Raw genomic sequence first — 15,414 nt, 5'->3', positions numbered from 1 at the left:
AATGTTAAAAGACTACTTTTACACTTGTCGTTTATACCATGCTAATAAATATTCTGCGAGTTTTTTTGGTGTATTGCGAAAAGCATCATTCGTACTTCCAGCCATATGAGCAGTAATTGTCACATTATCTAATTGTAAAAATGGACTACTATCTCCTAATGGTTCATGATCAAATGTATCAATCGCTGCTCCCGCAATTTCTTTATGCTGTAATGCTTTAATAAGGTCTGTTTCCTTCATAAGTGCTGATCTAGCAGAGTTAATGACTACAGCCGTATTCTTCATTTGTTGGAAATGCTCATAGCGAATCATATGCTTCGTTTCATTCGTCAATCGACCATGCATAGAAATGATATCTGATTCGGTAAGCACCGTATTTAAATCAACCTGTTCAAACGTTGTTTGCCCATGAAAATACGGGTCGTAGAAAATAATTCGAGCATCAAATCCACTTAAGAAGCGACCAACTAATTGGCCAATGTTTCCAAATCCGATTAAGCCAATTGTCCTCTCTTCAAGTTCAGGTATAAAGGAACTATTCGGAAAGTCTTTACGCCATTCACCTTGTTTTAGAAAAGCATGAGATCTTGCAATATTACGAATTTCTGATAAGATGAGTCCAACCGTAAACTCAGCTACACTTCGCGCGTTGCGTCCTGGTGTATTCACCACTTTAATATGCTTTTCTCTGGCTATATCATTATTTACGTTTTCTGTTCCCCCACGAAGTACACCTATTACTTTTAAATTGGTTGCAGAAGAAATTACCTTCTTATTTATAGGAGCAAATTGTGTAATGATCATATCAAACGTATCCATATCTTCTAGTAAGTCGTTCGGTACGTCAACAACCTCACTCCCGCCTTGTTCAATCGCTAGATTATCCTTTTGCAACTGCTCTAAATTTTCATGTTTCCATTCACGTATCGTAACTTCGATACCAGCTTCCTTTAATTTGGTTAGGCCTTGTTCCATCATTTCTTTTGTAATAAATAAGTCAGCAATGGCTAAACATTTCAATTTCCATAACCCCTTTTTTGTTTTATGTTTATCGCATCAACATGCCACCTGTAGCATCAATGGTTGCACCAGTAAGGTAGTTTGCCTTCTCTGAGACTAAGAAAGTTGCTATATCAGCAATTTCTCTTGGTGATGCAACTCGCCCCAGCGGAATACGATTCATGTAGTATTCTTTATTTTTTTGTAATGAGTCTTTAATCATATCTGTTTCCACTATCCCTAAAGCAAGGTTATTTACATTTATTTCGCTTTTTGCTAATTCACGTGCAAGCGAAATCGTAAAACCAACCATTCCAGCTTTACTTGCTGCATAGTGAGCATGACCAGTCGTCGATCCATGAAATGCTGCTTGCGAGGTAATATTAAGAATCTTTCCTGATTTCTTTTTGTCTAAGCAATGATTAGAAAAAGTTTTACATGTTTGAAATACACTGGTTAAATTAATATCAAGAGTTTCCTTCCAATCCTCCAATCGCATATCTTTCACGTAACTTGTCGGCCATACACCTGCATTATTAATCAAAACGTCTACATCACCGAAATACGCAATACTTTTAAGCACTACTTCTTTTGCTGCATGAGCATCCGCAAGATTCACTTGAAAAGCTACGGCTTTGCAGCCCAAAGCTCTAATTTCACTTACTACATCTTGGGCTTTTTCTTGACTTCCTTGATAGGTAATAGCTATATTAGCACCTTCTCTTGCTAAAGCTAGTGCTGTTTCCCTACCAACGCCTCTTGAACCTCCAGTAATAATGGCTACTTTTTCTTTTATCCCTAAATCCATCGCTACTACACCCCTACCTTCCAAATTTGCTCCATCTTCTCTAGCGTTTCTTTATAAAGCTTATATTTTGTTGCATACACTTCGGCTCTGTTCGGATTTGGCTTAATGATATGTTCTACATGTACCATATTTCTAGCAGCTTCATCGATTGATCGGTAATATCCAGTCATTACCCCTGCACACATTGCTGTTCCAAGCGTTCCATGTTCTTTGACTTCAACAATTTCCAGTGGGATTTGTAGACAATCAGCAAACATTTGTAACCAAATAGCTGATTTAGTTACACCGCCAGCAATTCGCGATGATTCAAGTTGGTCATTATATTTCGTCAATCGTTCAATATGATATAAATGACTAAAAACAATACCTTCATACACCGCTCTTAAGAAATGCTTCAATTGATGCCAGCTATTCATTCCGATAAAACAAGAATTGGCATTCGGTACTGTATTGGAACCGAATAAAAATGGAAAAAACAAAAGATTACTCTCCTCAGGCTCAGTTGAAGCTACTAGTTCGTTACAAAGGTCATATATAGAACTTCCTTGTTTTTCAGCTTCTTGTTTTTCTACAGACATAAATTTTTCAATAAACCATTCCAAATTACTTGCTGAAGTTGGGCTTGCTTCTGTTGTAAGCCAATAATCAGACAAACAATAAATAGAAGTCATAAATAAATCCTTGTCTACAATTGGTTTCCTAGTAATATATTCATTTATACTCCAAGTCCCCGCTACAATGCATAATTTATCTTCTTCAACCAAGCCTGATGCTACAGCCGACGCCGCGATATCAAATATTCCTCCTGCAATTGGCGTCCCCTCCTTCAGCCCTGTTGCTAATGCAGCTTCTTTCGTAACATATCCGCAAATATCGGTTGATTGCTTAAGAGGAGGTAGCTTTGGCAACATTTTACTTAAACCAAAAAATTCAAGTAAATGCAGATCATAGCACTGATCTTTTACATTGATTAGATTCGTACCTGAGATATCAGTCAATTCCAAATAGGCTTCTCCAGTTAATTTAAACCTAATGAGATCTTTAACCATGAATACATAATCCGTTTTTTCTATTACCTCGGGTTTATTATCTTGCAACCACGCTAACAACGCTACCGGTTGGCCTGCCCACACAGATTGCATTGTTTTCGGCAATATTTCTGATTCAAACCTCGGATTAGCGTACCATTTCTCAATATAGCTTTTCGCACGGTTATCGGTAGAGATAATACCATTGTAAGTAGGGTCACCACTTTTGGTTGTTAAATATAAACCGTTACCATGTCCAGTAATGGAAACTCCAGCTATTTGTTCTGAATCAATGTTTGATTTCTTTAGTACCTCTTTAATAACCGTTACGTTGGCATTCCATAACTCATTAATGTCACGCTCTGTATGAAATGGCTTTGGCATAATCATCGTTGTCTTTTGAGAAGCAATTGCCACTTCTTTTCCAGATAGCGAATAGAGTGCTGCCTTTGTAACTGTTCCCCCATTATCAATACCTAGTAAATACTTATTCAAAAAAATCATTCCTCCCTATCCAAAAAATGATGCAATTTTAATTAATAACCAACCTAGCGGCGTTGAAGCTCCACCAACAAGATTTGCAAGCTCTGTTGTATCGCTTATGTTGTCAGGTAAAGTAACGTTTGCTAGATTAGCAGCTTCCGTAAAAGCAGTAGCGATATCTGTTCCGATATATAACACCATCGTCATAATTACCAGCCCTGTAATGTATAACCGAACCATATTTTGTTTTAAATAAGGTGCACACATCGCAAACAAAAATGAAAGCGATGCCAAGTCAGTGAATGGTAATAATCGGTTGCCAGGTAGGATAATTGCAAGTAAAAGCGTAGATGGTATCATCAACAAACCGGTTGCAAGTACAGCAGGATGACCAATTAACAACGCTGTGTCCATAGCAATGTAAAACTCTCTATCTGGAAACTTTCGTTTTAAAAACGATTCTGCTGCTTCACGAATTATTGATAATCCCTCTACAAGTACGTCAACCATCTTAGGTAAAAGTACCATTACCGCTGCTACTGTTACAGCTAACGTTAAAACAGAGCTTATATTAAATCCCGCTAAAATCCCTAACAGTGCTCCAATGATCGCCCCCAATGTAAGGGGTTCTCCCAATATCCCGAATTTTTTAGTAATCGATTCAGGATCTGCCTCCACTTTACGTAATCCGGGTATACGCTCGATTATCCAATTTATAGCTATTCCAAATGGCACAAAAACTGCTGTAGTCCCGTGTGGGAATGATATCCCTTTTAAATTATAGTCTGATTGGATCCGTGGAGCAGTTACATCGCCAATGATCAAAACCACTATAAAATGAAGCAGTGATGCAACAACAGCTATCGATATACTCCCAGTTATACTATAAACGAGTGCACCTGTTATCATGAATATCCAGAAGTTAAATATATCAATATTGACTGTTTTTGTTATATTAAACACTAATAGAATTATATTTACTAGAATGATGCTAATTACTGCAAAAGGAACAATCGGTGTTCCCCAGCCAATTGCAGCTGCTACTGGCCACCCCGGATCGATCACCGTCAGTTGCAAATCAAATCGCTTTACCATTGCTTCTGCTGCAGGTCCCATACTCTCAAGAAGAAGTGTAATGATTAGATTTATACCCATAAAACCAATTCCTACAAGCATGGCAGCTTTAAAAGCACGACCTAACCTAATCCTAAAACATAGTGCTAAAATTAAGAAAATAATTGGCATCATAACTGACGGACCTAGATCAATAACCCAGTTTATTATTTCCATCCTTCTATTCCCCCTTTTTTTGTGCATGAAAAAACCCCCAAAGAAGACAGCCCTTTGTCTGTCAGCTTTGAGGGAATTATCACCTAATCACAAATACCCCTTCGCTATTTTGTTTTACCAAAGCTCTCTATTACTTGTCGTCACAGCAACAAATCCCCCATGAAGAATTTTATTTATTTTATCTTTTGTATCTAGAAAACCACCCGCAAGCAGGCTTGCTTCTGGGACGATGGATTGAATCCGTTCGACAAAATGAATAGCAAACGGTCCTGGTAAAATTTCAACACCATCAAAATGCGTATTTTTTAACGATTTCAATGACTGATCCAACGAACGAGAATCAAACAAGAAGATACGATAGATTGTCAGCATTCCCATTTTACTTGCAGCGTTTAATACACGTTGATTCGGAGAAATAACCCCATCGACTTTAAACATCTCTTTTAACCATTTAACACCCTTCGTATCTTTCGTTAACCCTTCAACCAAATCTAAATGTACGATGACTTTTTTACCAGCTTGGTGACAACGATTCGTTAGCTCTTTTAAATTGCCAATATGCACTTCAGAGAGAAATATATATGTTGACTTACTTGAAAGCGCACTTTGCAAATCCTTTAGTTGTCTTATAGAAGGGATTACAGTCTTTTGCGAAAACATCGCCCTCACCCCTTTTTTAAAGCGCTTGCAACTATTACTCTAGAAAACTTCAAAAAAAGTGTCAAGCTCTACGTATTTTACTAGCTATTATGTCTGATAAACTTCATACGCTTCTTCAGCTGTACCATTTTTATGAATAATTGTATTCAAACCAGCTACCACTTTTGATGGGTGTTCATTTTGCGTAATATTACGTCCTACAGCCACGCCTTTCGCTCCAGCATCCATACAATGCTTAACAAACTTAAAATAGGCTAACATGTCATTTGTCTTAGGTCCACCTAAGGCAAGCACAGGTCGTTGAGCGGCTTTCACAATCTCTACGTCACTAGCTTCACCAGAAAATCTAGTCTTAATAATATCAGCACCGAGCTCCGTCCCCATTCTTCCTGCAGAGGCGATGACTTCCGGTTGATTGGAGGCTTCACTACTTACCGCATAACCAAATGGTAATGTTTCGCACATAAATGGCATATTCCACTTATCTGCTTCACGTGCCAAATTAGCAGCTATTTGATGTGAACTTGCTTCATTCGTAGTTCCTGGAAACGTCATTGAAATCACACCATCAGCACCGAGTTTTAATGCATCTTCAACTGTAATTAATCCAGTTGTATTTGGAACACTTGCATCAAACAGTTCTGTCGATATATCCGCACGTACTACCATGCCGACATTGGTAAAAGTATCAGCATATGTTTTAGCCATGCCATATGTCACAAGTACTGCATCTAGCCCATTTTCAATCATGCTTGGCAATTGAGCGATTGCCTTATCAATACCGGTCGTTTTCGTTGAAAAATAATACCCATCAAGAGCCAACGTTATTGACTTTCCATCTTTTGCAAATAGATTTGCCATTCGTCTAGTTTTTTGCATGCTATCTCCCCAATTTCTATAATATAGACAACAAAAAATCCCCACAACCAACTGACAGTTAACTGCCAATTATTGCAGGGATTCACCTAAGCACATACCCAATTGTTAATGCTATTTTGTTGTCGACTTTCATTAATTTTATCATATAGGATGGAGAACTATCTGTCAAGACCATTTGAATGCGCTTTCCTTAGGCGTTAGCAACATATAGCCTTAAAAAGGCAAGATGCTTTTGTAAGGGAAAGCTTTTACCTTAATGAATTAAAAGAAGTATTCTGCTTCTTTCTTTTCGCGAATAGCTGTATATGTTTCGGTTAATACAATTGTATCTTCCACTAAACGGTCAACTCGGAATCGCACATCATCATTAATTATTTCTTTTTGATAAAAGTCCTGTTCCTCAATAAATACATAAGACGGAACTATCTGTGCTTTCATATACGTTAAAATTGGTTTCAGTTGTTGTTCAAGGACCAAATAATGTTTTGGCGAACCAGCAGTTACTAGCATACTTACAACTTTATCAAGAAATGCGTTTACTGGAAGTAAATCAAATATATTCTTTAACGTAGCTGGAATCGATGCTTGAAATATAGGTGTTCCGATAATAATTGCATCTGCCTCCATAATTAATTGGGTAACATATTTTGTATCCCCTTCATAATCTAAATAATGACGGCCGTCACTGAACTGAACGTCATATTCTGCTAAATCCATGAAAGTAACGCCTACATGTGGATACGTATTCTTAATTGTTTTCATCGTATACTTTATAGCCGTGCTCGTTTTCGTACCAATCTTTGACCCAGACATCGCAACAATTTTCATTTTTTCCTCCTATTTTTCTGCTGTATATTTTTTAATGGCTGGTAGAATTTCAGCACCAATGATCTCGATATTTTTCTTTAAACGATCAAATGGAACACCACCAAAATCAATTTGGGCAATATAACGTTGATGCCCAAATAATTCATGCTGGTATAAGATTTTTTCAATAATCTGTTGTGGACTACCTATATTCATAACATTATGCGGATCTGCTCCTTGTGCAAAATGCTGTTTAGGAAATCCTTGTCCATTCGTTAGCTTCATTCCTTCATTTATATGAGGATACATTTCACGTAAAGCTTGCTGGGAAGTTTCTGCTGCATAAAAGAAGCCAGCAGTCGCGACTGGTAGCTTAGATGAATCGTGCCCACTTTTATTAGCAGCTTCACGATATGCATCAATCGAACGTTTAAAGCTTGTAGCTGGACCACCTAAATGAGCAAGAAACATTGGAACTCCAGCGTAACCAGCCTTGATGGCGCTAGCCGAAGAACCACCAACAGCTCGCCAAATTGGCATAGAATCATTTTTCGGACGTGGGAGAACTTCAGCGCTATTTAACGGCGCACGAAATTCACCTTGCCAATTAACTATCTTCTCTCGATTGATTTTTAATAACAATTCGAACTTTTCCTCAAACAATGCTTCATAATCGTGTACATCATAGCCCAATAAATCAAATAATCCAATCCTTGATGCACGCCCAGCTACAATCTCAGCTCTTCCCTTTGAAATGAGATCAATGGTTGCAAAATTCTCATATACTCGTACTGGATCAGATGTGCTTATAATCGTCGAAGAACTTGCAAGCTTTATCTTTTCTGTTGCTTGGGCAATTGCTGCTAATACTACGGCGTGTGCCTGCGTTGCAAAATACTCCTGATGGCTCTCCCCAACACTAAAGAAATCGATACCTGCTTGTTCAGCTAACTTAGCAAATTCAATTATTTCATGTATACGTTCTTGTGCAGAGATACGTTCTGCTGTTTTAGGATTTGGCAGGTGGTCCCCTAGTGTATAGATGCCAAACTCCATTCCTTTACGTCGATCAATGCGATAAGTTTCCATTGTTCATCCACCTTTCCAATTACCTCTTATAGTGTTATTGTAGTTTATAACCATCACAAATATAAGTACGCACTTTAAGGTGACCTAGTATACAAAATGATACTTAGGAGGAATAGAATGGATAAAATACCAGAAGAATGTCGTGTAGAAGATGCTTTAGGTATACTTGTTGGTAAATGGAAACCAATAATCCTTTTATATTTATTACAAGAAGGAACGAAACGCTTTAATGAGCTAAGAAAAAGGATGCCCGAGATTACCCAAAAGATGTTAACGAAGCAATTGAGGGAATTGGAAGAAGAAGATATTATTCAGCGGGTGGTTTACCCACAGGTTCCCCCTAAGATGGAATATTCCATTACGGAGTACGGAAAAACCTTAGAACCAATTTTGGAAGCCATGCATGAATGGGGAACTAAACATACATTGCATAAATTAAAAAAAGAGGAACATAGAATGAAATAACCACTATTAACGGAAGCTTGAAGACAAGCGTATTTTAATTAAAGAATAGTACGCATAACTAATATGATAAAGTGAAACTTCAATCAGTGGAGATATTGTATATTCTCCCACTGATTGTTCGTACCACAAGGGTATGACCTAAAGGCCCTAGAACCAATCGGACATTTACTGGCAGTCAATCCCCTCTTATTCATATTGGTTCCACTTTATTGAAATGGGATCTTACTGCCAGTTAGATGTGGGATAAAGTTTCTCCGGAAATATACTTCGTTTTCCTTAGGTGGCTAGAGAGCCTCCTCGTGCTGGCACACTGTAAGGTCTCACCGGTATCTTTCCTCTTTAGGATTAAGGAAAGCTTCGGCAGCGATACAGAAAAAGCGCTCTTCTTTTTCAAGAAGTCTCGTATATCTCCGGAGATAGAGTAGTGCCTTAGGTCCATAGAATAGACCCGCCTGTAATAATCGCAATATTTACTTATCTATTGAAAAGGCATAAAGTCTATTCTTTTAATGCTGTTATTAGGACATCTAGGTTTTGATACATAAGTGAAAAATAATCCTGCTCATTTTGTATATCTTCTTCAGTAAGAACAGATAAATTATGCAGGTCAAGCGACTTTACATTTGTTTCATTTTGAATAACTTTCGCTACTTTTGGCTCTACATTCTGTTCAAACAATAAATAGTTAATCTCATGGTCATCGACAATATTTATAACATCCACTAGCTGCTGTTGAGATGGTTCATTGGATGGAGATAATCCAGAAATAGCAATTTGCTTAATCCCATAAGCCTCTTCCCAATATCCATATGCTGCATGGGTAACTAAGATTTCATTTCTACTTTGTGCTTGAATTTTTTCATGATAGCTTTTGTTTAGTTCTTCTAATTTGGATTTCAAATCCGTAAAATTATTTTCAAATTCCGCTTCTGCTTCAGGCTGTAATTCTACTAATAAATCTTTAATATTTTCAGCAATCGTGATAGCTCGATTTGGATCTAACCAGACATGCGGGTCTTTGTCACCATGATTATGGTGATGTTCCTCAGGTTCCTCGTCATGATTATGGGACTCTTGATGTTCATGTGTATGCTCTTCTGTTTCATGGTCTTCCTGTCCATGATCGTGATGGTGCGTTTCTTCTTCCTCTTCCATCTCATTATGATGATGTCCATGGTCATGGTCATTTTCTTCGACATGACTGTGATGATGCTTATGCTCTAATAAAGGTATTCCTTTAGATGCTTCTAGTACAGTAACACCTTCGTCTTTTAATGCTTCCTTGATACTTTCCGCATAAGCTTCCATTTGGGCTCCGTTGTATATAAATCCATCCGCCTTAGCAATCTCAACCATTGTCTTGGATGTAGGCTCATATGTATGAGCATCTGCACCTAAAGGTAGAATCGATTCCACTTCCACATGCTCTCCACCTATTTGCTCTGTAAAATAGGTCAAAGGATATAACGTTGTATAAATTTGTAACACCTTATGATTTTCACCAGCTTCCGACACAGATAGTTCCTTCGCTACATTGCAGCCAGTCAAAAATAAAATAATAAAAGCAATATAGATACTAAACTTATAATATTTTTTCAAGTCGCTTCTCCTCCTTCATAAAAAACGTAATCATTACGATTTATATGCAAGAGGTAACCAATCAATGTAGGATATAGTTATTATTAATTTTTCCATCCTACCAGCTTGATTTCTTGACTCCTGGTAGTTGCCCCTTATGGGCATAATCTCTAAATGCGATTCGTGACATACCAAATTTCCTTAGGTACCCCTTTGGTCTACCGGTTACTTGACATCGATTTGTTAATCTTGTTGGTGAAGAATCTCTCGGTAGCTTTCGTAATGCTTCATAATCACCTTTTGCTTTTAATTCTCTACGAATCTCAGCATACTTTTTTACCATTGCCTGACGTTTTTTCTCTTTGACTACTTTTGCTTTTTTAGCCACCATATCCCTCCTTTCTAAATTTCATGCTTCAATATAAGAAGTCGCGCATTAAATCGTAATGATTACGATTAAATATTATACTTATAATCGTTGGTTTTGTAAATAGTAACGATTACGTTTTATGAAAGATTAGTTCAAATAGTTGGTTTTCTACCTATAAATGTGTAACCTTGAGATAAGAATAAGAAGGGGTGAATCGAAATGAACCTATCTATACCAGAAGTCACTTTAAATGATGGGATGGCTGTACCTTTTGTCGGTTTTGGTACATATAAACTAAATGGGAATCAAGGTGTAACAGCAATTAGCAATGCGATACATGCAGGTTATCGATTAATCGATACGGCGTATAATTATGAGAATGAAGGAACAGTCGGAGAAGCAGTGCGTCGAAGTTCTGTCCATAGAGAGGATTTAATAATTACATCGAAATTACCAGGTCGTTACCAAGCCTATGACAAGGCTATAACTACTATTCAAGAATCCCTATATCGAGCGAATTTATCTTATTACGATTTATATCTTATACATTGGCCAAATCCAAAGCAGAATACGTATATCGAAGCATGGCAAGCATTAATAGATGCCAAGAAATGGGGACTCATTCGTTCAATTGGGGTATGTAATTTTCTACCTGAGCATTTGGAACGTTTAGAAGAAGAAACTGGTGTGCTGCCAAGCCTCAACCAAATTGAACTACATCCATTTTTCAATCAGGAAGAACAGAGAAAATGGCATGAAAAGCATAACATTCGTACACAATCATGGAGTCCATTGGCGCGAGCAAATGAGGTATTACAAAATGAAATAATTAATGACATAGCGAAAAACCATCAAAAATCTAATTCGCAGATTATCTTACGCTGGCATTATCAGCTTGGTTCTATTGCAATTCCGAAGTCTGCTGCATACGAGCGACAGCTTGAGAATATATCCATTTTTGATTTTTCTTTAGAAGAGTCGGAAATGGAGGCAATCGCAACCCTAACTCGACCGGATGGTAGAAATAAAGACCAAGACCCTGCAACCTATGAAGAATTTTAAGGAGAAACATTGATTAGTCAGAAATAAAACAAGTACTGTCTGACCCTAAAAGAGACAAATACGTCTCTGAGATCAGACAGTATAACCTTTCAAACATTCCGACGTTACCATTGTCTAGCTTTCGAACTCTTTAATTCTGCTATATTCATCCATCATCCATGCCATAATTTGTGAATTTTAGATACATCCGGGTATTACTGATCTGAAGAATGCAAACTGTCTTTCAAAAAAGTTTATGTAACTACTAATCAGCACCAAGTCAACATGCGGTTAGCAACTTATATCGTTGGTATTCGAAAAATGGCAGAGGCTTCTCTTTTAGAGGCTGGGTGTAATTATTAGGAAAATTTCTGAACGACTTCGCTTACAGTATAAACAAAATAGCCGGGATATTTTCAAACGCAGAGTAGAAAGATACATACATTAATTGAGGCTGAGACAAAAGAATGAAGAAACAATTAAAACTGAACGTTGATTAGTTGACATTAATCCGTGCACGCGGAAAGCGGGTATATTTTCACGGGGCGGCGATGATACTTCTATTTATAACATGATTATTCGTATTTTGAGTAAAAAGTTGTGTTTTGTCCCAGCTTCTTTTATTAAAAATAGCATACAGCATATCCCCTAATTGGATTAGTAAAAATAAGGATGTAGATAAAGCTATCATTGACAAATTAGGATACAAAAAACTATGTTTCTCAAAATAAGTAGACATAACATATTCATTTGTAAGTAAGCTTAAGCCTACCGTCCTCACGGAGAAGAATTGTTTTTATACGAACACACTTTGTATACACCCACTATATTATTAACAAAAATAGATTGACAATTTTATAATTTCTAATTAAAATAATTTTTATTCTTTTAAAAAATGTTATTATTGTTACGACTTTACTAGATGGGGGATACAATATGAGCATCGATATAAAAAAACGAAAAATCAATATTTGGTGGTCACTCGTTCCATTAATAGTTATGATTATTGCAATGCTTTTAACCATTGTTGTTTTTGAAGGTGAACCTCACATACCACTCATTATCGGTACAGGGGTTGCTGCTTTGATAGCTTGGAAACAAGGTTATAATTGGAAAGAAATCGAAGAAATGATGTTTCAAGGAATTAAACTCGCTCTCCCGGCAGTACTTATCATCATGCTTGTCGGACTGACTATTGGTGCTTGGATTGGTGGTGGCGTGGTAGCTACAATGATTTATTTTGGCTTAAAAATTATTTCACCATCCATATTTTTGGTAACGATTACAATCATATGTGGTATTGTTGCATTGACAGTTGGAAGCTCATGGGCAACAATGGGAACAATCGGTGTTGCCGGCATGGGTATCGGTATGAGTATGGGAATTCCCGTACCGATGGTAGCAGGTGCGGTTATCTCTGGATCCTATTTTGGCGATAAAATGTCGCCACTATCTGATACAACAAACCTTGCATCTGGTTTAACAAACACAGATTTATTTGTGCACATTAAGCATATGTTTTATACAACTTTCCCTGGACTACTGATTTCTCTGTTTGTTTTCGCTTACTTGGGAAAAGATTTCGGCAGGAATACCATTGAGAATGCTAATATTCAACAAACCATTGCAGATATGCAAGCGAATTTTGTTATCTCACCATATCTTTTGTTGATTCCATTACTTGTGATTATTTTGGTAGCATTAAAGGTACCAGCGATTCCTTCAATCGCTGTAGGAATTATTATGGGATTCCTATCTGAAATTATCATTCAAGGAGATACCATAGCCAGCGCACTAAATGTGTTACAAAATGGCTATTCCATTAACACGTCAAATGAGATGGTTTCTGAACTATTTAATCGCGGTGGATTAATGTCAATGATGTATACTGTATCCATGACAATTGTTGCCATGACGTTTGGTGGTATACTGGAATACTCTGGTATGCTGCAAGCCATGATGGATCAGCTTTTGAAAATTGTAAAATCGACTGGTTCTCTTATTGCATCAACGATCGGTGCTTGCTTTTTGACTAATGCTACTTGTTCAGAACAATATATCTCCATCGTTGTACCCTCGCGAATGTTTGCCAAAGTATATTATGATAGTGGACTACATTCGAAAAATCTATCCCGATCATTAGAGGATGGCGGTACGTTAACATCTGTCTTTATACCGTGGAATACGTGTGGTGTGTTTATATATGGCACATTAGGTGTACATGCTTTTGCCTATGCACCATACACTATTTTGAATTTTACAGTTCCATTAATCGGACTACTCTATGCCTTTACCGGATTTACGATTGCAAAAATGGATAGAAATCAAGCTAATGATATCAATACCTTAGAAAATGAAGAAACTAGAGAAAAGAAAAGTAAACATTATATATAGGTAGAGATAATTATGAAAATAACTGCTATAGAAGTATTGCCAAGTAAAATATAGGCTTGGAACGTATCAAGCTGTCCATAAACATGTCGGCAAAAAACTGCTATTCATGCTGATGTCAACCAAGGCTGGCATTCTTCTGCAGCTACCTTACAAGCTTTAGATAAATTACAACATGTTTCTTTAAACTAGCTTGAGCAGCCAGTTATAGCTGATGATATGGATTCTCTAGCAGAAATAAAATTGAAAACTACTACTCCAATAAGGATTGATGAAGGATTACATGGTTTTAAAAAAATGCGTGAAGTAATAGCCAAGCGCTCACCAGATAAAGTGAATATTAAACTGATGAAATGTGGTGATATGACATGTACCTGCTATAAAGTTAGCCGCGATGGCAGAGACGGCTCGGATAGACTGTCAGATTGGTTATATGGTAGAATATTCCATCGGGTCTGCTGCCGGCTTTTATATAGCTTTTTAGAAAAAGACAATTACAAGCGTAGAATTAACAGGTCCATTAAAGTTTTCAAAAGACGTTGGCAATTTACAATATAATGTTTCCATTTATTCAATTGAACCAAACACATCGGCCTAGGAATTGATTTGATGAATCCACACTACTTACATTGACAGCATACAAAGAAGGTGTCCATATGAATCATAAGATTATTGCTGAAGGAAAGCTTCCAAAGTCTAAGCAATCCTTTTATGTTAGATTCTTAACAGTTGATGATATACCACAAATTTTAGAGCTCCAACAAATAGTTGAGCAAGCAATGGAAGTACCAACGGCTTTACAGTCGCTGAGCTATGAAGAATATCGCCATATTTTAACTGGAAATGGCTCAATGATTGGTATCTTCATTACGAACAAAATGATTGCTTTTCGAGCAATGCTCATTCCAAATATTGACGAACATGAACATTTAGGCATAGATGCTGGACTTTCGAAAGAAGAACGGTTAAAAATGATCTATTCAGAAATATCTAATGTACATCCTGACTTTCGTGGGAATCGACTACAAACGTATATGGGGGAATTACTATTTACAGAAGTAGACAAAGAGCGTTTTCAATATGTAGCAACCACAGTTGCACCATTCAATATTCCAAGTATTAAAGATAAGATTGCCTTAGGAATGGAAATAATCGCACTCAAAAAGAAATATAACGGAAAACTTCGTTACATACTACTCCGTGATTTCACAAGAGAATTTAATACTACTATAAAGAAAAAAATCGTTCGAATGATGGATTATGAAACACAGAAAAAACTACTGGAAGAAGGTTATCGAGGAGTTTCTATCCAAATAGATAATGACACGTATGTTCATTATAAAAAAAACTGAGCAAAATTCGCTCAGTCCTTATCACTACATGCTCAGATTTTACGCTTCCTCTAGTAGCTATTATGGAATAGCTACTGCTTGACCACAACTCCGGCTACCCACTTCCCTTTCCGTGGGGTTTGTCCTTCAGCTAACTTTTTTAGCAAAACCCGCTCAAAAAAGTGGATCTTCAGG

14 protein-coding genes and 1 pseudogene are annotated in these 15,414 nt (G+C 37.1%); 5 read left to right on the top strand and 10 right to left on the bottom strand.

All coding sequences use genetic code 11. The features are described 5' to 3' along the window. Nucleotides 1-18 precede the first annotated feature (18 nt). From Q1A47_RS05095 to Q1A47_RS05060, 8 genes are all read right to left on the bottom strand, one after another. Entirely contained in the window at nucleotides 19-1,020 is a 1,002-nt protein-coding gene (locus Q1A47_RS05095) for a 2-hydroxyacid dehydrogenase (protein ID WP_026681691.1), read from the bottom strand. 28 nt (nucleotides 1,021-1,048) lie between these two features. Further along, nucleotides 1,049-1,807: a 3-oxoacyl-ACP reductase family protein gene (locus Q1A47_RS05090; protein ID WP_026681690.1), complete on the bottom strand. Its 759-nt coding sequence runs from the start codon at nucleotides 1,805-1,807 to the stop codon at nucleotides 1,049-1,051. A 5-nt stretch (nucleotides 1,808-1,812) separates the two neighbouring features. Continuing rightward, nucleotides 1,813-3,330, bottom strand: coding sequence for an FGGY-family carbohydrate kinase (locus Q1A47_RS05085; protein ID WP_205601731.1), 1,518 nt, complete (start codon nucleotides 3,328-3,330; stop codon nucleotides 1,813-1,815). Nucleotides 3,331-3,345: 15 nt separating this feature from the next. Continuing rightward, nucleotides 3,346-4,608 (bottom strand): PTS galactitol transporter subunit IIC, encoded by a 1,263-nt coding sequence (locus Q1A47_RS05080; protein ID WP_026681688.1) that lies wholly within the window; start codon nucleotides 4,606-4,608, stop codon nucleotides 3,346-3,348. Nucleotides 4,609-4,722: 114 nt separating this feature from the next. Then, complete coding sequence (locus Q1A47_RS05075; RefSeq protein WP_026681687.1) at nucleotides 4,723-5,268, bottom strand: glycerol-3-phosphate responsive antiterminator; 546 nt, start codon at nucleotides 5,266-5,268, stop codon at nucleotides 4,723-4,725. An 87-nt stretch (nucleotides 5,269-5,355) separates the two neighbouring features. After that, a complete protein-coding gene (locus tag Q1A47_RS05070) occupies nucleotides 5,356-6,147 on the bottom strand; it encodes a class I fructose-bisphosphate aldolase (RefSeq protein WP_166530337.1) in 792 nt (263 codons plus the stop codon). A gap of 261 nt (nucleotides 6,148-6,408) precedes the next feature. Further along, a complete protein-coding gene (locus tag Q1A47_RS05065; protein ID WP_121604927.1) occupies nucleotides 6,409-6,975 on the bottom strand; it encodes an NADPH-dependent FMN reductase in 567 nt (188 codons plus the stop codon). Nucleotides 6,976-6,984: 9 nt separating this feature from the next. Then, nucleotides 6,985-8,043 carry an LLM class flavin-dependent oxidoreductase gene (locus tag Q1A47_RS05060; protein ID WP_026681684.1) on the bottom strand — a complete coding sequence of 353 codons (1,059 nt, stop codon included), beginning with the start codon at nucleotides 8,041-8,043 and terminating at the stop codon, nucleotides 6,985-6,987. Between the two features lie 117 nt (nucleotides 8,044-8,160). On the opposite strand from Q1A47_RS05060, the gene Q1A47_RS05055 reads away from it, so the two are divergent. Further along, entirely contained in the window at nucleotides 8,161-8,508 is a 348-nt protein-coding gene (locus Q1A47_RS05055) for a helix-turn-helix domain-containing protein (RefSeq protein WP_166530338.1), read from the top strand. Nucleotides 8,509-9,006: 498 nt separating this feature from the next. Here the strand turns inward: Q1A47_RS05055 and Q1A47_RS05050 are convergent, their stop codons facing one another. Both Q1A47_RS05050 and rpsN read right to left on the bottom strand, forming a co-directional pair. Further along, nucleotides 9,007-10,107, bottom strand: coding sequence for a metal ABC transporter solute-binding protein, Zn/Mn family (locus Q1A47_RS05050; protein ID WP_166530339.1), 1,101 nt, complete (start codon nucleotides 10,105-10,107; stop codon nucleotides 9,007-9,009). Between the two features lie 97 nt (nucleotides 10,108-10,204). Next, nucleotides 10,205-10,474, bottom strand: coding sequence for a 30S ribosomal protein S14 (gene rpsN / locus Q1A47_RS05045; protein ID WP_026681681.1), 270 nt, complete (start codon nucleotides 10,472-10,474; stop codon nucleotides 10,205-10,207). Nucleotides 10,475-10,675: 201 nt separating this feature from the next. Between rpsN and Q1A47_RS05040 the strand changes: the two genes are divergently transcribed. The 4 genes and pseudogenes from Q1A47_RS05040 to Q1A47_RS05025 all read left to right on the top strand — a co-directional run bounded on the left by Q1A47_RS05040 (nucleotide 10,676) and on the right by Q1A47_RS05025 (nucleotide 15,240). Beyond that, on the top strand, nucleotides 10,676-11,518 hold the full coding sequence (locus Q1A47_RS05040) for an aldo/keto reductase (protein WP_026681680.1): 843 nt from the start codon (nucleotides 10,676-10,678) through the stop codon (nucleotides 11,516-11,518). Between the two features lie 915 nt (nucleotides 11,519-12,433). Further along, nucleotides 12,434-13,891: a Na+/H+ antiporter NhaC gene (gene nhaC / locus Q1A47_RS05035; protein ID WP_166530340.1), complete on the top strand. Its 1,458-nt coding sequence runs from the start codon at nucleotides 12,434-12,436 to the stop codon at nucleotides 13,889-13,891. Nucleotides 13,892-13,990: 99 nt separating this feature from the next. Beyond that, nucleotides 13,991-14,472 (top strand): annotated as a pseudogene (locus tag Q1A47_RS05030) (enolase C-terminal domain-like protein); the annotation flags it as partial. A gap of 72 nt (nucleotides 14,473-14,544) precedes the next feature. Further along, complete coding sequence (locus Q1A47_RS05025) at nucleotides 14,545-15,240, top strand: GNAT family N-acetyltransferase (protein ID WP_166530341.1); 696 nt, start codon at nucleotides 14,545-14,547, stop codon at nucleotides 15,238-15,240. Nucleotides 15,241-15,414 lie beyond the last annotated feature (174 nt).

Source organism: uncultured Virgibacillus sp., assembly GCF_947495635.1.
Classification (GTDB): domain Bacteria; phylum Bacillota; class Bacilli; order Bacillales; family Amphibacillaceae; genus Virgibacillus; species Virgibacillus salarius.
The sequence above is the reverse complement of the archived record's forward strand: the minus strand, read 5'-3'. Positions and strand labels throughout refer to the sequence as shown.